Source organism: Amycolatopsis iheyensis (assembly GCF_024703995.1).
GTDB lineage: Bacteria > Actinomycetota > Actinomycetes > Mycobacteriales > Pseudonocardiaceae > Amycolatopsis > Amycolatopsis iheyensis.
This window is the reverse complement of record NZ_JAMXQV010000018.1, coordinates 118,890-136,738: the sequence shown is the minus strand read 5'-3', so window position 1 is coordinate 136,738 and position 17,849 is coordinate 118,890. Positions and strand designations below refer to the sequence as shown.

Annotated in this window: 19 protein-coding genes, 1 tRNA gene and 1 pseudogene; 8 read left to right on the top strand and 13 right to left on the bottom strand. The window is 70.5% G+C overall.

What is annotated here, in order from left to right; all coding sequences use genetic code 11:
* Nucleotides 1-26: 26 nt before the first annotated feature.
* Both M8542_RS50410 and M8542_RS31095 read left to right on the top strand, forming a co-directional pair.
* A pseudogene (locus tag M8542_RS50410) lies at nucleotides 27-353 on the top strand (adenylate kinase); the annotation flags it as partial.
* Between the two features lie 54 nt (nucleotides 354-407).
* On the top strand, nucleotides 408-2,096 hold the full coding sequence (locus M8542_RS31095; RefSeq protein ID WP_257923911.1) for a fatty acyl-AMP ligase: 1,689 nt from the start codon (nucleotides 408-410) through the stop codon (nucleotides 2,094-2,096).
* 71 nt (nucleotides 2,097-2,167) lie between these two features.
* Here M8542_RS31095 and M8542_RS31090 read toward each other — a convergent pair whose 3' ends face one another.
* The 4 genes from M8542_RS31090 to M8542_RS31070 form a co-directional block, all read right to left on the bottom strand.
* Nucleotides 2,168-2,524 (bottom strand): DivIVA domain-containing protein, encoded by a 357-nt coding sequence (locus M8542_RS31090; protein ID WP_257923834.1) that lies wholly within the window; start codon nucleotides 2,522-2,524, stop codon nucleotides 2,168-2,170.
* Between the two features lie 168 nt (nucleotides 2,525-2,692).
* The gene (locus M8542_RS50025; RefSeq protein WP_276587331.1) at nucleotides 2,693-3,007 is read right to left on the bottom strand and encodes a DivIVA domain-containing protein; all 315 of its coding nucleotides are present in this window, start codon (nucleotides 3,005-3,007) and stop codon (nucleotides 2,693-2,695) included.
* A gap of 21 nt (nucleotides 3,008-3,028) precedes the next feature.
* Nucleotides 3,029-3,622 (bottom strand): aminoacyl-tRNA hydrolase, encoded by a 594-nt coding sequence (gene pth, locus M8542_RS31075; RefSeq protein ID WP_257923833.1) that lies wholly within the window; start codon nucleotides 3,620-3,622, stop codon nucleotides 3,029-3,031.
* Nucleotides 3,623-3,624: 2 nt separating this feature from the next.
* Nucleotides 3,625-4,233: a 50S ribosomal protein L25/general stress protein Ctc gene (locus tag M8542_RS31070; protein ID WP_257923832.1), complete on the bottom strand. Its 609-nt coding sequence runs from the start codon at nucleotides 4,231-4,233 to the stop codon at nucleotides 3,625-3,627.
* Nucleotides 4,234-4,589: 356 nt separating this feature from the next.
* Here M8542_RS31070 and M8542_RS31065 point away from each other — a divergent pair, with 356 nt between their 5' ends.
* Both M8542_RS31065 and M8542_RS31060 read left to right on the top strand, forming a co-directional pair.
* Nucleotides 4,590-5,684, top strand: coding sequence for a hypothetical protein (locus M8542_RS31065; RefSeq protein ID WP_257923831.1), 1,095 nt, complete (start codon nucleotides 4,590-4,592; stop codon nucleotides 5,682-5,684).
* Nucleotides 5,685-5,782: 98 nt separating this feature from the next.
* Nucleotides 5,783-6,424 (top strand): NAD(P)-dependent oxidoreductase, encoded by a 642-nt coding sequence (locus tag M8542_RS31060; protein ID WP_257923830.1) that lies wholly within the window; start codon nucleotides 5,783-5,785, stop codon nucleotides 6,422-6,424.
* Here M8542_RS31060 and M8542_RS31055 read toward each other — a convergent pair.
* The 5 genes from M8542_RS31055 to M8542_RS31035 all read right to left on the bottom strand — a co-directional run bounded on the left by M8542_RS31055 (nucleotide 6,418) and on the right by M8542_RS31035 (nucleotide 11,696).
* Nucleotides 6,418-7,278, bottom strand: coding sequence for a TIGR03621 family F420-dependent LLM class oxidoreductase (locus tag M8542_RS31055; protein ID WP_257923829.1), 861 nt, complete (start codon nucleotides 7,276-7,278; stop codon nucleotides 6,418-6,420). The two genes, M8542_RS31060 and M8542_RS31055, sit on opposite strands and share 7 nt — an antisense overlap.
* Nucleotides 7,279-7,339: 61 nt before the next feature.
* A complete protein-coding gene (locus M8542_RS31050; RefSeq protein WP_257923828.1) occupies nucleotides 7,340-8,320 on the bottom strand; it encodes a ribose-phosphate diphosphokinase in 981 nt (326 codons plus the stop codon).
* Nucleotides 8,317-9,789 carry a bifunctional UDP-N-acetylglucosamine diphosphorylase/glucosamine-1-phosphate N-acetyltransferase GlmU gene (gene glmU / locus M8542_RS31045; RefSeq protein ID WP_257923827.1) on the bottom strand — a complete coding sequence of 491 codons (1,473 nt, stop codon included), beginning with the start codon at nucleotides 9,787-9,789 and terminating at the stop codon, nucleotides 8,317-8,319. Before glmU ends, M8542_RS31050 begins: the two co-directional genes overlap by 4 nt.
* A 48-nt stretch (nucleotides 9,790-9,837) precedes the next feature.
* Nucleotides 9,838-11,589: a GGDEF domain-containing protein gene (locus tag M8542_RS31040; RefSeq protein ID WP_257923826.1), complete on the bottom strand. Its 1,752-nt coding sequence runs from the start codon at nucleotides 11,587-11,589 to the stop codon at nucleotides 9,838-9,840.
* A gap of 35 nt (nucleotides 11,590-11,624) precedes the next feature.
* Nucleotides 11,625-11,696 (bottom strand) — tRNA-Gln (locus M8542_RS31035).
* Between the two features lie 201 nt (nucleotides 11,697-11,897).
* Here M8542_RS31035 and M8542_RS31030 point away from each other — a divergent pair.
* The 3 genes from M8542_RS31030 to M8542_RS31020 all read left to right on the top strand — a co-directional run bounded on the left by M8542_RS31030 (nucleotide 11,898) and on the right by M8542_RS31020 (nucleotide 13,953).
* A complete protein-coding gene (locus M8542_RS31030) occupies nucleotides 11,898-12,863 on the top strand; it encodes an acyl-CoA desaturase (RefSeq protein WP_257923825.1) in 966 nt (321 codons plus the stop codon).
* 95 nt (nucleotides 12,864-12,958) lie between these two features.
* A complete protein-coding gene (locus tag M8542_RS31025; RefSeq protein ID WP_125312529.1) occupies nucleotides 12,959-13,552 on the top strand; it encodes a TetR/AcrR family transcriptional regulator in 594 nt (197 codons plus the stop codon).
* Complete coding sequence (locus M8542_RS31020) at nucleotides 13,549-13,953, top strand: DUF6228 family protein (protein ID WP_257923824.1); 405 nt, start codon at nucleotides 13,549-13,551, stop codon at nucleotides 13,951-13,953. Before M8542_RS31025 ends, M8542_RS31020 begins: the two co-directional genes overlap by 4 nt.
* Here M8542_RS31020 and M8542_RS31015 read toward each other — a convergent pair.
* Together M8542_RS31015 and M8542_RS31010 are read right to left on the bottom strand one after the other, a co-directional pair.
* Entirely contained in the window at nucleotides 13,943-14,338 is a 396-nt protein-coding gene (locus M8542_RS31015) for an NUDIX hydrolase (RefSeq protein ID WP_257923823.1), read from the bottom strand. The two genes, M8542_RS31020 and M8542_RS31015, sit on opposite strands and share 11 nt — an antisense overlap.
* Nucleotides 14,335-14,838 carry an isochorismatase family protein gene (locus tag M8542_RS31010; RefSeq protein ID WP_257923822.1) on the bottom strand — a complete coding sequence of 168 codons (504 nt, stop codon included), beginning with the start codon at nucleotides 14,836-14,838 and terminating at the stop codon, nucleotides 14,335-14,337. The genes M8542_RS31015 and M8542_RS31010 overlap by 4 nt, the downstream gene beginning before the upstream one ends.
* A 30-nt stretch (nucleotides 14,839-14,868) precedes the next feature.
* Between M8542_RS31010 and M8542_RS31005 the strand changes: the two genes are divergently transcribed.
* The gene (locus M8542_RS31005; RefSeq protein WP_257923821.1) at nucleotides 14,869-15,597 is read left to right on the top strand and encodes an SDR family NAD(P)-dependent oxidoreductase; all 729 of its coding nucleotides are present in this window, start codon (nucleotides 14,869-14,871) and stop codon (nucleotides 15,595-15,597) included.
* A gap of 201 nt (nucleotides 15,598-15,798) precedes the next feature.
* Here the strand turns inward: M8542_RS31005 and M8542_RS31000 are convergent, their stop codons facing one another.
* Together M8542_RS31000 and M8542_RS30995 are read right to left on the bottom strand one after the other, a co-directional pair.
* Nucleotides 15,799-16,983: a PQQ-dependent sugar dehydrogenase gene (locus M8542_RS31000; RefSeq protein ID WP_257923820.1), complete on the bottom strand. Its 1,185-nt coding sequence runs from the start codon at nucleotides 16,981-16,983 to the stop codon at nucleotides 15,799-15,801.
* Between the two features lie 16 nt (nucleotides 16,984-16,999).
* Nucleotides 17,000-17,842 carry an alpha/beta fold hydrolase gene (locus M8542_RS30995; protein WP_257923819.1) on the bottom strand — a complete coding sequence of 281 codons (843 nt, stop codon included), beginning with the start codon at nucleotides 17,840-17,842 and terminating at the stop codon, nucleotides 17,000-17,002.
* Nucleotides 17,843-17,849: the final 7 nt, after the last annotated feature.

Here is a 17,849-nt window from a genome sequence, read left to right as displayed (position 1 = left end):
CGGTCCTCGGGCCGCGCGACTCCCTCTGGCAGGGCGAACAGGTCCGGGACCGGATGACGGCGCGGCTCGACGTGCTCGTGTGGCTCGACCACCCGCGGCTCCTGGTCGCGACCCGGGTCGTCCTGCGGACGCTCCGGCGCCGCTTCGGGCGTGGTCCGGCGATCGCCGGGGGAAACGTCGAGGGGTCCCTGCACACCTTCTTCACCGACCGGGACCACATCGTCCGGATCTCGTGGCGGTACCACCCGATCATGCGTGCGCGGGTCCGCCGGGTGATCGACGAGGACCGGCACCCGGCCCTCGTCGTCGTGCGGTTGCGGGGTCGGCGGCAGGTCGGCCACTGGCTGCGGGGGCCTGTTCACGCGTTGGCACGCGAACCGTGCGGGTGGCCAAGTAATGTTCCGCCCATGAGCAGGTTCGTGGACACGCTCGTCGCCACCGCGGCGGGGCGGGGTCAGCAGCGTGGGATGGTCACCGGGGAGCCGAAGGAGCCCGCGCGGCGGACCTGGGCCGACGTACACGAGGAGGCCCGGCGGATCGCCGGTGGGCTCGTCGCCGGCGGGTTCGAGCGGGGTGGCGCCGTCGCGGTGCTCGCCGCCGCTCCCGTGCTGATCGCGCCCACCGTGCAGGCCGTCTGGCTGGCCGGGGGCAGCGTCACCATGCTGCACCAGCCGACCCCGCGCACCGACCTCGCCGAGTGGGCCGAGGACACCGTGCGGGTGCTCGGCATGATCGGGTCGAACCTGGTGCTGCTCGGCGAGCCGTTCGACCAGCTCGCCCCGGTGCTCGAAGAAAAGGGCATCGGCTTCAAGCTGATCAGCGACCTCGTCGGCGCCGAGCCGCTCGCGGACGTCGTCACCACCGACGAGGGTGAGACCGCGCTGCTGCAGCTGACGAGCGGCTCGACCGCCGACCCGAAGGCCGTCCGGATCACCTACGGGAACCTGTACTCCAACGTCAAGGCCATGGTCGACCGCGCGGAGTTCGACTTCGACACCGACGTGATGGTGTCCTGGCTGCCGACGTTCCACGACATGGGCATGGTCGGCTTCCTGACCGTGCCGATGACCTTCGGCGTCGAGCTGGTCAAGATCACGCCGGTTGAGTTCCTGTCCGGGCCGTTGATCTGGCCCGAGCTGATCACCAAGTACGGCGGCACCACGACGGCGGCGCCGAACTTCGCCTACGCCATCGTCGGGCGCCGGATGGCCCGCGTCGACGACGACAACACCTACGACCTCTCGAAGCTGCGCATCGCCCTGAACGGCGCCGAGCCCATCGACGAGACCGCCGTCCAGACCTTTGTGGACGCCGGCGCGCGGTTCAAGATGCCGGCGGAATGCGTTTTCCCGGCCTACGGCATGGCCGAGGCGACGCTCGCGGTGTCGTTCGCGCCGCTGTTCACCGGGCTGACGCTCGACGTCGTCGAGGCCGACGCGCTGGAGGCCGAAAACCGCGCGGTGCCGGTGCCCGAAGGTGACCCGCGGCGCGGCACCGACGGCATCCGGTCGTTCGCGCTGCTCGGCCGTCCGCTGGACGGGCTCGAGGCGGAGATCGTCAACGAGGCGCGGCAGCCCGTCGGCGACCGCGAGGTCGGCGAGATCCGGTTGCGCGGCGAGGCAGTGACGCCCGGCTACCTGACCATGGACGGCCCGGTCGCGACGCAGGACGCCGAGGGCTGGCTCGACACCGGCGACCTCGGCTACCTCGTCGACGGCCAGATCGTCATCTGCGGCCGCCGCAAGGACGTCATCATCATGGGTGGCCGCAACCTGTACCCGACCGACATCGAGCGCGCCGCGACGTCGGTCGAGGGCGTCCGGGCGGGCAACGCGGTGGCGGTGCGCCTCGACGCGGGCAGCCGCCGCGAGCGCTTCGCGGTCGTCGTGGAGTCGAAGCTCGCGGGCGACGCCGAAGCCGAGAAGAACCTGATGAAGCAGGTCTCGGCGCGGGTCCGCGACGCCGTCGACATGCGGCCGTACGCGGTGGTGGTGCTCCCGGCGGGCAGCCTGCCGAAGACGCCGTCTGGCAAGGTCAAGCGCGCGGCGACGGCCCAGCAGTTCGCCGACAAGATCAAGAAGAACGCCGACGCCTAGCGCGTCACTTTCCCTATGAAAGTGCCCGCCCGGAGACCCGGAGGCGGCACTTTCATAGGGAAAGTTGCGCTTTAGCGTTGTTGGAGGCGCTCCGCGCGCAGGGATGGTGGGGTGGCGCGGTCGGCGGTGGCTTCCGACGGGGTGCGGGCGCCCGGGAGGTCCGGGGCGTGGCCCGTGCGGGCGGCCAGCTGGTCCTCCACCCGGTCGAGGAACTCGTCGACCTCGCGTTCGTCGTAGCCGCGCTTGCCGATCAGCGGCTTGGCGAACATGACGTGGTGGACCTCGGCGGCGGTCAGGTCGTCCTCCTCGGCGATCGTCTTGGCGATCCGCCGGACGAACTCGTCGACGTCGTGCTTCGCGTAGCCACGGCGGCCGATCGGGGCGTTACCGAAGGTGACCTCGGCGAGGTCTTCGGCGGTGAACGACATGCAACTCTCCGATTCCGGGGTTGGGCGGTGCGAACTGCCGTACACCGTCCTAGCCGCTGAACAGGCGCCCCCGGAAGGGTGGACCGCGAAGCTCACCCCGACGGGCGGTCGCCGTCCGCCTGTGAGTGAGCCGGGACTACGCAGCGCTGTGTGGCCGGGCTCACAGCCTCAGGTCCGGCCGAACCACTTCTTCGGGCCCTGCGGGCGCCGCTCCTCCACCACCGGCTGCGGGTTGCGCAGCGCCACCAGCGCCGCCTCCGCCTCGTCGAGGAACAGGTCCACCTGGGCCTGGTCGTAGGAGCGCATGCCGACCGGCATGATCGTGAACTCGACGTAGTGGATGTCGTCCGCGGTCAGGATGTTGCGGCCCGACAGCGCCTCGGCGATCAGGTCGAGGAACGCGTCGACCTCGTCCTCGTTGTAGCCGCGCCGGCCGAACCGGGGTTTGCCGAACGCGATCGCCCGGACTTCGTCGGGGGTCATGAGCTCACCTTGCCACCGATGTCAGCCCGCATGGAAGGCGTTTTGCGCCGCCGCGAGCCCCGTGCCCACCAGTGCCTCGGTCGCGTCCGCGCACCGGTCCACTTCGAACGGGAGCTCCTTGCGCTCGACCGTCGAGAAGTCCTTCAGCACGAAGTCCGCCGGGTCCTGGCGGCCGGGCGGGCGGCCGATGCCGAACCGCACCCGGTAGTAGTCGCGCGTGCCCAGCGACTTCGTGATCGAGCGGAGTCCATTGTGGCCGTTGTCGCCGCCGCCGAACTTCAGCTTCAGCGCGCCGAAGTCGACGTCCAGCTCGTCGTGCACCACGACCACGCCGGACGGCGGCACCTTGTAGAACCGGGCCGCGCCGACCACCGGCCCGCCGGAGAGGTTCATGTACGAGCGCGGCTTCACGAGCACCACGCGGCGGCCACCCAGGCGGCCTTCGAGCACCTCGCCGCCGCTCTTGTGCGTCTTGAACTTGCCGCCGATCCGGCCGGCCAGCTCGTCCAGCACCATGAACCCGACGTTGTGCCGGTTTCCGGCGTACTGGGGTCCGGGATTGCCGAGGCCGGCGAGCAGGATCAGCTCGCCGGCGCCCGGCAGATCTTCGGTCACGCTTATTCGGCGGCTTCGGCCGGCTCGTCGCCCGCCTCGGCGGCGGCCTCGTCGTCCTCGGCCTCTTCACGCTGCGGCTCGTTCACGGCGACGACCAGCGACTCCGGGTCGGTGACCAGCGTGGCGCCCGAGGGCAGCTCGACCTGGCCCGCGAGCACCTGGCTGCCGACCTCGAGGCCCTCGATGGAGACCTCGAACTGCTCCGGGATGTGCAGCGCCTCGACCTCGACCTGGAGGGTGTCGACGTCCTGGTTGACCAGGCCACCGGGGCCGGGGTTGCCCGTGACGACGACCGGGACGTCGACGACGATCTTCTCGCCGCGCTTCACGACCAGCAGGTCGACGTGCTCGATGTAGTTCTTCAGGGGGTGCACGACGATGGTCTTCGTCAGCGCGAGCTCGTCGGAGCCCTCGAGGGCGAGGGTGATGACGGCGTTCGAGCCGTTCTCGCGGACGACGCGGGCGAACTCGATGGCCGGCAGCGCGAAGTGCCGCGGGTCCGAGCCGTGGCCGTACAGGACGGCGGGGATCTTGCCGGCGCGACGCGTGCGACGCGCGGCGCCCTTGCCGAACTCGGTGCGCGGCTCGACGGACAGACGTACCTCGGACACGGTGTGGCACTCCTTCAAATCAAGACAGCATGCTGCGGCGGGGAAAGGCCGGGGTTTTGCAGTTCTCAGGCGGTTGCGTTCGGCGGCGAGTTCCGGGCGTGCACGACAACGGGGGCTACTCGAGCCGCCGCGTCGATCACGCCGGGCACCCCAGAAGGGCCCCGCCTCGCCGAGACAACCTCAAGAGTGTAAACCAACCTCATCACGGTGGGTTGCGGCGGGGGCCTGGACCAGGCTAGAACCCTCCTGAACCCCGGGATGTGACGACACAATTCCGGTGGTGGGACTTCGCCGGCCGAGGTGTGCTCGGGGCGGCGGGAGAGCAGGGGGCGTAGATGCGGGCTCGAGGAGCCAGGGTGGCGGCCGTGCTGCTGCTGGGCGGACTGCTGGCCGGCTGCCAGGTGGCGGTCCCCGGCAGCGCCGGTGTCTCCGCCGCCGACCAGCAGACGGCGGACCGGCGCGCCGAGCAGCGCGCCGCCGTCGACGCCGCCCTCACCGCGCTCGGCCAAGCACCGGCGCTGGCCCTCAAGGCGACGACCAAGGGCGCCGAACAGCAGTTCCGCGTCACCCGCGGCGGCACCGCCATCGGCGCGCTGCCGCTGGAGGGCCGGGTCGTCCAGGTGACCGCCGCGGCCGGCCAGTTCTACCTGCAGGCCGACGCCGACTACTGGAAGGCCCACGCCATCGACGAGGGCACGCAGTTCGGCACGAGCTGGGTGCGCTCGCTCGGCTCGGAACTGCCGTTCGACCCGGCGGCCCGGTTCGCGCCCAAGGCGCTCGCGGACGGGCTGCGCAAGGCACTGGCGGGTCTCGACCGGCTGAGCGAGCCGGTGAAGGCGAAGCTCCCGGACGGCACCGAGGTCTACCAGCTCGGGGCCGCGCCGAGCGTCCTGCGCGTCACCACGGCCAAGCCGAACCGCGTCGTCAGCTTCGCCCCCGTGCTGCTCGACCCGCAGGCGGGGCCGAAGTACGGCGCGGAGTTCCGCGTCGAGCCGCTCACCGGCGACGCGCTGAAGACGTTCCACACCGACGTCGACAACACCGTCGCCGGGCTGGGCCAGCCGTTCGAGGGGCTGGTCCAGGCCAGCGCCGTCGTCACGAACGACAAGCTCGACTGCAAGGACTTCGTCGGCGCCTGCACGACGACGGTCGACGTCTCCACGAGCACGGTCGGCACGCCGGCCTCGGGCGAGAAGAGCGTCGTGCACATCAACCTCTCGGTCGAGGTCAGCGCCGACTCGCTCGGCGCGCAGACCTGCACCGCGGCCGCCGACGCCGAGCCGTACGCGACGGTCAGCATGTCCTGCACGGTCAAGTTCAAGCTGCCCAACCGCACGGCCAGCTACCAGGTGCTGTCCAAGCCGAACGCGACCGCGGAGGTCCGCGCGGCCCTCGACGTCAACGCGGTGAAGCAGAAGGTGGCCGCGGAGTTCGCCGGCCTGGGCGGCTGAGCTGGACACCTACCCGGGGGTGCGTTGCTTCCGTTGAAGTAGGTGATCTTCCGTTCTTAGCATCGGCTGTAGACAGCCGAGACGAACGGAGAAGAGACATGGCCAAGCTGGTGGTTTTCGGGGGGACCGGGTACGCCGGGGGCAGGATCGGCGCCGAGGCGCTGCGGCGCGGGCACGAGGTGGTCGGCGTCGCGCGGAACCCCGGCTCCGCGCCGGAGGGCGTCGACGAGCGGCAGGGCTCGCTGCACGACGAGGAGTTCGTCGCCGGCCTGGCGAAGGACGCCGACGTGTTCGTGGTCGCCACCCCGGCCCGCGCGCTCGACGGCAAGAAGCTCATCGAGGCGGTGCCGTCGCTGGCGAAGATCGCGCGGGAGAACGACGTCCGGCTGTCGTTCGTCGGCGGCGCGGCGAGCCTGCTGGTCGCCGAGGGCGGCCCGCGGCTGTTCGACACCCCGGAGTTCCCGGCCGAGTACAAGGAGGAGGCCGGCAGCCACGCCGAGGTGCTCGGCCTGCTGCGCGAGCAGCCCGAGGGCCTCGACTGGTTCTACGTCAGCCCCGCCGCCGAGTTCGGCGCCTGGACCGCCGGCGAGCGCAGGGGCGAGTTCCGGCTCGGCGGCGACGTCCTGGTGACCGACGAGAACGGCAAGTCCCACATCGGCGGCGACGACTTCGCGATCGCCTACGTCGACGAGATCGAGCAGCCGAAGCACCACCGCGCGCGGTTCACCGTCGCTTACTGAAGTTCTCGGATCACCGGCGCGAAGGTCTCGAGGTACGGCTCGAACACGGTGATGTACGAGAAGCCGTACCGCTCACGCCGGCTCTCGAGCTGTCCGGCGATCTCCTCGACGGTGCCCAGCAACAGCTGAGGCGCGTCGAGGAGGTCTTCGGCGGTTTCGACGGCGCTTCGCTCGGTCTTCTCGTGCCACGCTTCGGCGGCTGCAAGCCGGTCTTCGGTGATCTCGACGTGCTGGACGAGCATGTTGAACTCGATCTCGCGGGTCGTCTTCGACCGGAAGTACGCGACGCGTTCGTCCATGGACGCATCGAGCTTGAAGGTGCCCGGCGGCTTGCCGGGCTGCTGCTTCAGGCCCGCGAAGCCGACGATGTCGGCGTGCTCGGCGGCCAGGTCCAGGACGCCGTCGCTGTTGCCCGCGATGAGCAGCCGAGGATGCTCGATGCCCTCGTCCTCGAAGTGCTTGCGCAGGTAGCCGAGGCTTTCTTCGAGGTAGCCGATCCTGGCTGAGGCGTTCTGCCAGGGGAGGCCGGCGTTGTCGAACTCGGCCTTCATGTGCCCGGCGCCGAGGCCCAGATCGAGGCGGCCGTCGAGCAACGCGGCCGTCGAAGAGGCTTCGCGCGCGAAGAGCGCGAGGTTGTAGAAGGGCACATTGGACACGAGGGTCCCGAGCCGCACGCGTTCGGTGACCGCGGCCGCCATGGCGAGCACCGGGAACGGCGCGAACCGGCCGGTGCCGAGGTGGTCGGGCACGGTGATGGCGTCGTAGCCGAGCTCTTCGACGCGGCGGCACTTGGTGATCCAGGCGTCGCGGCTGCCGATCTCGCGGAGGCTGACGCCGAAGGTGAAGTTCCCCATGCCGGCGACGTTAGCGCCGGAAACCCCCGCCGGGCGCGGAGTTCGCGCCCGGCGGACGGGTTCAGGCGTTGCCGTCGAAGAGGGACGTCACCGAGCCGTCTTCGAAGACCTGCTGGATGGCTTCCGCCAGCATCGGGGCGATCGACAGGACCGTGAGGCCCTCGAAGCGCTTCTCCTCGGGGATCGGCAGCGAGTTCGTCACGATCACTTCGCGCGCCTTGCACTGCGAAAGCCGCTCGGTGGCCGGGTCGGACAGGATGCCGTGGGTCGTCGCGATGACGACGTCCGCCGCGCCCTCGTCGATCAGGGCCTCGGTGGCCTTCACGATCGTGCCGCCGGTGTCGATCATGTCGTCGATCAGCACGCAGAGCTTGCCCTCGACCTTGCCGACCACGCGGTTGGCCACGGCCTGGTTCGGCTTGTCCGGGTCACGCGTCTTGTGGATGAACGCGATCGGCCGGTCACCCAGCTGCTGCGCCCACTTCTCGGCCAGCCGCACGCGGCCCGAGTCCGGCGAGACGACCGTGATGTCGGCGTTGCCGTAGGTCTTCTTGATGTGGTCGGCCAGCACGCTCTGCGCCATCAGGTGGTCGACCGGGCCGTCGAAGAAGCCCTGGATCTGCGCGGTGTGCAGGTCGACCGTCATGATCCGGTCGGCGCCCGCGGTCTTGAACAGGTCCGCGATCAGGCGCGCGGAGATCGGCTCGCGGCCCTTGTGCTTCTTGTCCTGGCGCGCGTACGGGTAGAACGGCATCACCACGGTGATCCGCTTCGCGCTCGCCCGCTTGAGCGCGTCCACCATGATCAGCTGCTCCATCACGTACTCGTTGATGGGCATGGTGTGCGCCTGGATGACGAAGGCGTCGGTGCCGCGGACGGACTCCTCGAAGCGGACGAACAGCTCGCCGTTCGCGAACGTGTGCGCCGTCTGCGGGGTGATCGTCACGTTGAGGTGCTTGGCGACCTCTTCCGCGAGCTCCTGGTGCGCGCGGCCGGAGAAGAGCATCAGGTTCTTCTTCGGCGTACCGGACTTCGGACTCATGCTGGCGACTCCCCGTCGGTTCCTGCTGCTGACTCGGCGTCGAGAGCGGCCTGGGCCGCCTCCGCCGCGGGCGTGCCCGGCCTGCGCCGGCCCGCCCAGCCTTCGATGTTGCGCTGCGGCGGCGCGGACACCGCGAGAGCGCCCGGCGGGACGTCCTCCCGGATCACCGCGCCGGCTCCACTGTAAGCGCCGTCGCCCACCTGCACCGGGGCGACGAACGTGTTGTCCGCACCCAACCGGACATACGACCCGATAACGGTCCGGTGCTTGTTGACGCCGTCGTAGTTGACGAACACGCTCGAGCAGCCGATGTTGCTGTGCTCGCCGATCGTGGCGTCGCCGACGTAGGTCAGGTGCGGCACCTTCGTGCCGGCGCCGATGTCGGCCGCCTTCGTCTCGACGAACGCGCCGAGCTTGCCCTTCTCGCCGAGCTTGGTGCCCGGCCGCAGGTAGGTGAACGGGCCCACGTTGACGCGGTCGCCCAGCTCGGAATCGGAGCCGTGCACCCGCACGACGGACGCGCCCGCGCCGATCTTCATGTTCGTCAGCGTGCTGTCCGGCCCGATCGTCGTGCCTTCGCCGACCGTCGTGCTGCCCTTGAGCTGCACGCCGGGCTCGATGACGACGTCGCGCGACAACGTCACGCCGGCGTCGATCCAGGTCGTCGCGGGGTCGACGACGGTGACGCCCTCGCGCTGCCAGCGCTGCACGATCCGGCGGTTCAGCTCGGCGCCGAGCACCGAGAGCTGGACGCGGTCGTTGACGCCCTCGGTCAGCCACGGGTCGTCGACGACCAGCGCGCCGACGTGCAGCCCGTCGTGGTTCGCGATGCCCAGGACGTCGGTGAGGTACAGCTCGCCCTGCGCGTTGTCGGTCGAGAGCCGGGAGAGGCCGTCACGCAGCACGGCGGCGTCGAAGGCGTAGACGCCGGAGTTGATCTCGGTGATCTCGGCCTGCTCGGGGGTGGCGTCCTTGTGCTCGACGATCCCGGTGACCTTGCCCGCGGAGTCGCGGGTGATCCGGCCGTAGCCGGTCGGGTCGGCGACGACCGCGGTGAGCACGGTGACCGCGTTCTTCGCCTCGGTGTGCTCCTCGAGCAGGGCACGCAGGGTGTCGGTGTCGAGCAGCGGGACGTCGCCGTAGCTGACGATCACGGTGCCGGTGAGGTCGGCCGGGAGCGTCTCGAGCGCGCAGGACACGGCGTGGCCGGTGCCCTTCTGCTGGTCCTGCACCGCGGTGCCGACCGTGCGGCCGAGGGCTTCGCCGACCTGGGCGAGGCGTTCGCCGACCGCTTCACGGCCGTGGCCGACCACGACGACGAGGTGCTCGGGGCCGAGGCCGTCGGCGGCCCGGACGGCGTGCTCGACGAGGGGGCGCCCGGCGATCGGGTGCAACACCTTCGGGGTCGCGGATCGCATGCGGGTGCCCTCACCCGCGGCGAGGATCAACGTGCTCAGCGGGCCGGTCAACGGCGCTCCCAACGGTTACCAACGTGTGGCTTCTGTCGGGCTCAGATCCTAACTGTGGTCTTCGGCGTCCCACGCGGGGTCGGTCGGAGGGGCCTCGCCGGCCCATGCCGCGGCCGGGTCGGCGGCCATCGAGTTGGCCGACGCCACCTGGTTGCCGCCACCGCGTTTTGCCTGGTACATGGCCGCGTCCGCGCGTGCGAGGACCTGTTCGCCGCGCTCCTGCGGGCGCAGCGACACGAGCCCGATCGACAGCGTGACGCCGTGCGAGAGGTGGTGCGGCAGACCTGCGACGGACTTCACTGCGCGGCCGAGCGCCATCTTCGCCGCGGACGCCGGCGTGCCCGGGAGCAGCACGATGAACTCGTCGCCGCCGTAGCGCGCGACCAGGTCGTCGCCGCGCAACGCGTCACGAAGCGTGCTCGCGACAACACGCAACACGTTGTCGCCTTCGGCGTGCGACTGCTTGTCGTTGACGCCCTTGAAGCCGTCGAGGTCGACCAGCGCCACCGCGAGCGGCTGCGCGTCCGCCGACGAAGCGAGCTGACGCAGCTTCTCGTCCAGCGCGCGCCGGTTCGGCAGGCCGGTGAGCGGGTCCTGCAGCGCCTGCTGGGTGATCGCGCCGTGCTCGGCCGAAAGCCGTTCGTGTTCGCGGCGGGCGTTCAGCGTGGCGATCTGCGACTCGCGCAGGCCCCACATCTCGGACTCCAGCTGGGTCGCGTAGTCGATCAGCGACTGGCTGGCGCCGGAGGCGTAGTCGGGGTTGGTGTCGAGCCGGGCCAGCTCGCGGACGATGTTCAGGCGCATCGAGGGCTGCTCCATGTCCTGGAAGTCCTCGCGGACCGAGCGCAGCACCTCCAGCGCGTCTTCGCGCCGGCCGGCCTTGTCGAAGCACCGGGCGAGCGCGATCGTGACGATCTCGCGTTCCCCCGGGTAGCGGACGCCCTCGTGGAGGTTCCGGAGCCGCTCGATCTGGTCCTCGCTGGGCCGGTGCAGGGCGAGCGCGGCGGCCAGGACGCCGACCTGCTCGACGGCCTCGACGCCGGCCTTGCGCGGGAACAGCGACTCGCTGTAGGGCCCTTCGATGGCCATCGCCATCGACGCGGCGGTGCGGAACTTCTCGACGCTCTCGTCGTACTCTTCGATCCGCTCCAGCCGCAGGCCCCAGCCGAGCAGCATCTTCACCCGGTTCAGCAGCTGCAGGGTGATCTCGTGCGGGCTCGCGCTCGCGCGGATCGCGGCGGCGGCGCGGCTGCTGACCTCTTCGGCGGCTTCGTACACGCCGAGCTGGTTGAGCACGATCCAGCAGTCGTTCAGCGTCGACCACAGCATCCGGTTCCACGCGCGGACGCCGACCTGGCGGTCCGGGGTCGCGGAGTCGTCGAGGATGGCCAGCGCGCGGGCGATCTCGGTGAGCGCGGCGTCCTCCTGCGCGGCCAGCACCAGCCGGCGCCCGCGCAACGCGTGCGCGTCGGCGCGCAGCAGCGCCAGGCCGTGGCGCCGGGTGTGCGCGAGCATCTCGTCGAGCCGCGGCTCCGCTTCGGCGGCCAGGCCGATCGTGATCAGCCGCGCGATCGCGGACGCGCGCAGCAGCTGCGCGACCAGCAGCGGTTCGCCGCGCCGCTGGGTTTCGTCGAGCAGCTCGTCCATCAGCGAGACGATCTCGAGCTGCTGCGCGTATTCGGAGCGCTGGATCGCGGCCGTGAGCTCCCGCGCGCGCCCGACGAGCCAGGCGTCGGACATCTCGACCAGCGCGGGCCGCCTGGCCGCCGCCGGGTCGGTCGCCTCTTCGGTCAGCGCCAACCTCCCGGTGTCGTGGGTGAGGGGTCCGTCTGTTGCTCCGCCGCCAGGATTCGAACCTGAACTGTCAGAACCAAAATCTGAAGTGCTGCCGATTACACTACGGCGGATCGAACCTGGTCAGGATAGCGACGATCGGGTGTCGTCCGCGCGCGGGTGCGTCGTGGACCCGTCCGGCGGGTACCCCGGTTCCGAACAGCGGTGTGACGTTCAGGCACTCCCGGGCCGACCGAACCTCCTGTACCGTAACTTACGGCATCGTAGGTTAGGTCACCCTTCGTAAGGGCCCCGCGTAGGAAGAAGTGAAGCGTATGACGGCCACGCTCGACCGTTCGCAGCCCACCGGGGAGCCGCCGGCTCCGAAGGGGCCGAAACCCGTCACCGAAGGCACGCGCGGCATCGGCGTGCAGCTGTCGGTCTACTTCGGCGTGATCGCGCCGCTGGTGGCCCTGCTGGTCGCGGTGCCGTTCGCCTGGGGCTGGGGACTGAGCTGGGTCGACGTCGGCATCTTCGTCGTGTTCTACGCGATCAGCGGGCTCGGCATCACGGTGTCCTACCACCGCTACTTCACGCACGGCTCGTTCAAGGCCAAGCAGTGGCTGCGCGTGCTCATGGCCATCGCGGGCAGCATCGCCCTGCAGGGCCCGGTGATCACCTGGGTCGCCGACCACCGGCGCCACCACGCGTTCTCCGACCGCGACGGCGACCCGCACTCGCCGTGGGCGTTCGGCACTTCGCCGTGGGCCATCGCCAAGGGCTTCTGGCACGCGCACATGGGCTGGCTGTTCGAGCGCGACCAGACCAACGCCGAGCGCTTCGCCCCGGACCTCGTCAAGGACCCGGCCATCAAGAAGGTCGACGACCTGTTCTGGCTGTGGTCGCTGGTCAGCCTGCTGCTGCCGGCGCTGCTGGGCGGCCTGATCTCGTGGTCGCTGTGGGGCGCCGTGACGGCGTTCTTCTGGGCCGGGCTGGTGCGCATCTGCGTGCTGCACCACGTGACCTGGTCGGTCAACTCGATCTGCCACATGATCGGCGAGCGCCCGTTCGCCGCCCGCGACAAGTCGGCGAACTTCTGGCCGCTGGCCATCTTCTCGTTCGGCGAGTCCTGGCACAACCTGCACCACGCCGACCCGACGTCCGCGCGCCACGGCGTCAAGCGCGGTCAGATCGACATCTCCGCGCGGCTGATCTGGATGTTCGAGAAGTTCGGCTGGGTGCACGACGTGCGCTGGCCGACGCCGCAGCGGCTGGCCCGTATCGCCACCGAGAAGCACTAGTCAACTAGGCTGCCCCGGTGGCGGGGAGACGACGTTCCAAGCGAGAACAGCAGGTCACCGGGGCGCGCCCGGCCGCCCCGGTGACGCGCGTCCGGATGACCGGCAGCGAGCGGCGTCGCCAGCTGCTGAACGTGGCCCGCGCCCTGTTCGCCGAGAAGGGCTTCGACGGCACGTCGATCGAGGAGATCGCGCACCGCGCCAACGTGTCGAAGCCGGTGGTGTACGAGCACTTCGGCGGCAAAGAAGGCATCTACGCGGTGGTCGTCGACCGCGAAACGCAGCTCCTGCTGGATCGCATGGTGTCGACGCTGCACGGCGGTCACCCCCGCGTGATGCTGGAGCAGGCGGCGACGGCGTTGCTGTCGTACGTGGAGGATTCCCACGACGGCTTCCGCATCCTGGTCCGCGACTCGCCGGTGGCCAGTTCGACCGGGACGTTTTCGACGGTGCTCAACGACATCGCGAGCCAGGTCGAGCACATTCTCGCGCAGCAGTTCGCCGCGCGGGGGTATGACGAGAAGCTGGCGGCGTTGTACGCGCAAGCGTTGGTGGGGATGGTCGCGCTGACCGGCCAGTGGTGGCTGGACGCGCGCAAGCCGAAACGGGACGAGGTCGCGGCGCACCTGGTGAACCTGGCTTGGAACGGGCTGTCGCACCTGGAGCACAAGCCGAAGCTGCGGCTCGGATGACCTTCTCCGTCGCGGGCCAGGGCGTCACGCTCACCCTCACCGGCTTCGACGCCTCCGAAGGCGACCTGGTGTACTTCACGGCGCGGGCCGAAGGTGCCGACATGGCGGCCTCGGTCAGCGTCCAGACCCTGCACGGCGACGGCCTCGCCGCGTTCGCCGCCGGTCTCGACGAGGACTTCCGTGGCTGGCCAGGAGTCCGGGTCTGGACGTCTTCGCGCGGCGAGCTCGAACTGCGCGCGACCCACGACGGCCGCGTGGTCGGGCTCGAGTGGACGCTGCGGTACCCCGGGCCGGACTGGGAACCGGTGGACTTCTGGACCTGCACGGTCCGGACGCACTTGACTCCGGGCGAGGACCTTCGCCGGTTCAGCGCGGACTTAGCCCAGTTCCTCAGTCACTGAGCAGGCCGGCCGCGTGCAGGTGGTCGAAGATCAGCTGCGCCACCAAGGAAACCCGCGGGCGGTCGGCGTACGTCAGCCACGCGATCTCTTCGATCTCGCTGCTCGCGCTCGGGGTCCCCGCGAAGTCCGCCATGTACGCGGTCGTCCGGACGACGGTGCCTTCCGCGTGGCCGTGGGCCTGGCCCTCGAACGTGCCCGCGGGTTTCGCGGTCGACGGCAGGATCTCGACGGCCAGCTCTTCGCGGACCTCGCGCACCAGCGTCTCGACGTCCGCTTCGCCCGGCTCGCGCTTGCCGCCGGGCAGGTAGAACTTGTCCTTGCCCCGCGAGCGAGCGACCAGGACTCGGCCGTCGGCCACGTGGATCCAGGCGATCTTGTCGATCACTTGAAGCCGTCCAGTGCTTCCTCCGTCGTCACGACCGTGCCGAGGCGCGGGAAGATCTTCGTGATCGCGTTCTCGTGCGAGATGTCGGCCAGCGCCGTCATCGCGTCCGAGACCGCCACCGTGTCGTAGCCGTGGTCCGACGCCGCGCGCAGCGTCGACTCGACGCCGAACTCCGTCGCGATGCCGCCGAAGTAGACCGTCCGCACGCCCTTGCCGCGCAGGTACTCGTCGAGGTCCGTGTTCGCGAAGCCGCCGATCGTGTACTTGGTGACGATCTTGTCGTCCTCGGCGTCGAAGGAGAGCTCGTTGCCCGGCGGGTTGTCCGGCCGCGAGACCTGCACGATCACCACGGGCGCGCCGGCCTCGCGGAACGCCGCGCGCAGCCGCAGCGCGTTGGCCAGGACGGCTTCGCCGGTGTACGGCGTGGTCGGCAGGGCCACGATCCGCTCCTGCAGGTCGACGAGCACGAGCGCGGACGTGGCCGGGTCGATCTTGGTCATGGCCCGATCCTAGGCACTAGGGTCGAGGTCATGGGGAACAGCAGGGAAGTAGTGGTGACCGGCGGCGGCACCGGGATCGGGTACGCGGTGGCGGCGGCCTTCGCGAAGGCCGGTGACCGCGTCACGATCAGCGGGCGCCGCGAGACCGTGCTCACCGAAGCGGCGACGCTCCTTGGCGCGCGGCCGGTGGTGTTCGACGCCGCCGACCCCGTGGCCGTCGAAGCCGCACTCGAGGAGTTGCCGGACCGCGTCGACGTGCTCGTCAACAACGCCGGCGGCAACACGGACTTCCTCGACGGCGGTGACGAAGACGGTCTCGCCGGCTTCGCGGCGGCGTTCGAGCGGAACCTGAAGTCCAATGTGGTCAGTGCGGCGCTGGTGACGCACGCGCTGCGCGACCGGCTCGCCGAAGACGCGCGGATCGTGACGATCGGCTCGATCGCCGCGCACACCGGCGCCGGTTCGTACGGTGCCGCGAAGGCCGCGGTCGAGGCGTGGAACGTCAGCGTGGCGCGGGAGTTCGGCCCGCGCGGGATCACGGCGAACGTCGTCGCGCCCGGGTTGATCGGCGAGACGGAGTTCTTCCACGGCAAGCTCAGCGACCGCCGTCGCGAGTGGCTGATCGGCAACACGATGAACAAGCGGCCGGGCACGGTCGAGGACGTCGCTGCCGTCGTGACGTTCTTGACGAGCCCCGCCGCCGGGCACGTCACCGGTCAGGTGGTGCACGTCAACGGCGGGGCGCACCCCGGCAAGTAGGGGCGCTGGAGGCCGGTCCCCGGGCGCCAGGTCGGCGATGGCGCCCGGGGACCGGCGCGGTGCTGCCGCGGGAACGCACTCTTCGGACCGCGTCCAACACTCGTCGGCGGGCGAAAAACTCTTGCTGCCCACCATGGTCCGCGATCTCTTGGACGGGTGATAGTGCCCACGGCATCGTGTGGCCGTGCGTTCTTCATGAAGTCAGGCCGGGGTGACTCGCAGGAGCTTGTCGTCCGTCCCGTCCGACGTCGTCACGTACAGCGCGCCGTCCGGGCCGGAGCGCACCGCGCGCAGGCGGCCGAACTTGTCGTCGAACTCCGGCGGGAGCGTGACGTCGAGGACCTTGCCCGCCGGGTCCAAGTGGTACAGCAGCAGCTTCTGGCCTTTCAGCGCCACCACGACCAGCGCGCCGTCGTTCTTGCCCCACTGCGAACCGGTCAGGAACGCGTCGCCGCTGATCGCCTCGGTGATCTTGCCGGACGTCCACAGTGGACTCACCGCGTCCGGGAAGCGCTTGAGGTCCGTCATCGGGACGCTCTCGTCGTAGCTGGAGTCCGTGCCGCCCTTGGACGGGTCCCAGCCGTAGTTCGCGCCCGGCCGCAGCAGGTTGACCTCGTCGTCGAAGGTCGGGCCGTGCTCGGCCGTGATCACCTGGCCACTGCCCGGCCGGATCGCCACGCCCTGGACGTTGCGGTGGCCGTAGGTGTAGATCAGCCGTTCCTTGGGGTCCGCCGAGGAGATGAACGGGTTGTCCGGCAACGGGTTCCCGGTCTTCGCGTCCAGCCGCAGCACCTTGCCGCCGAGGGAGTGGCGGTCCTGCGCGATCGTCGAGCGGGCGGTGTCGCCGGTGCCGACCAGCAGCGCGCCGTCGGGCGCAAACGTCGGGCGGCAGCCGGAGTGGCGGCCGCTCGGGTTCACCGGCAGGCCGGTCAGCAGGTTCTTGACCTTGGTGGCGCTCGCGCCGTCCTCGGCCAGCTTCCAGGTGACCAGCCGGATGTCGACGGCCTTGCCGCCCTCCTGGTGGTCCTGGCAGGTGATGAACTCGCGGCTGGTCGAGAAGTCCGGGCTGATCACCAGGCCGAGCAGGCCGCCTTCGCCCTGCACGAGGACGTCGGAGAAGTCGGCCTTGACGTCGGTGCGCTGCCCGCCGCGGACCAGCGCGAGCTTGCCGGGCCGCTGCGGCACGAGCATGCCGCCGTCGGGCAGGAAGCCGATGTCCCAGCCGTGCTCCAGGCCGGCGGTCACCGTCTCGACCTTGAACTTCCCGGTGGTGGCCGCCGCCGACGTCGTCGCGGGCGGGACGCTCTGGACCGGCGCGCTCGCCGCCCCCGAACAGCCCGCGACCAGCAGGGACACCACTCCGAGGAGACCCAGCGCACACCGCATACCGTTCATCCTGCCATCAAGCGGTGAAATCGCCGTTCGCCGCCGCGCGGGTCAGGAAGTCCAGGTCGGCCGAGCCCGGGATGTAGTGGCCGGTGCCGGGCACGAGGTCGACCGTGGCGCCGGCCCGTTCCAGCCGCCGTTTCGTCGTCGCGGAGTCGACCATGGCGTCTTCGGCCCCGGCGACGGCGTACACCGGCATGGTCAGCCCGGCCAGCGCGGCGTCGTCGAAGACGGGGAACGGCCCGGTCCGGTAGCGGTAGTTCGCCGACACGAGCAGCTGGTGTTCGACGATCGGCGACGTCTCCGGCTCACCGATCGTGGAGGCCACGGACCGGCGCCGGCCGCGCTCGCCGAGCAGCGCGAGCAGCACCGCCTTGACGACGAACCCCTTCTTCATCGGGCCGAGGCCGATCGGGCACCGCAGCGCCAGCGCGGCGACGCGTTCGGGCCGCCGGATCGCGTGGTCGAGCGCGAGCCAGCCGCCGAACGACGACGTCAGGAAGGCTGCCTTGGGCAGGGCGAAGTGGTCCAGCACCGCGTCCAGCCAGACGGCGTACCGGTCCGAGGCCAGCGGAGGTCGCGCCTCGGCGCTCAGCCCGGGCTCGCCGATGATGTCGACGGCGTACACCCGGAACTGTCCCAGTTCCCGGATCCGGGGCGCCCACTCCGCCGAGTTGCTGCCGGAGCCGTGCAGCAGCACCAGCGGCGGCGCGTTCTCGGGGCCGGAGACCACGACGAACGTCTCGCCTTCGGGGGTCGGCACGCGCACCTGCTCGTGGGGCACGGGCCACGCCGTCAACGCTTCGAGGTAGCGCTCACGCAGAAGGCGGGCACCGGTCTCGGACTTGTATATCGTCATGCATACT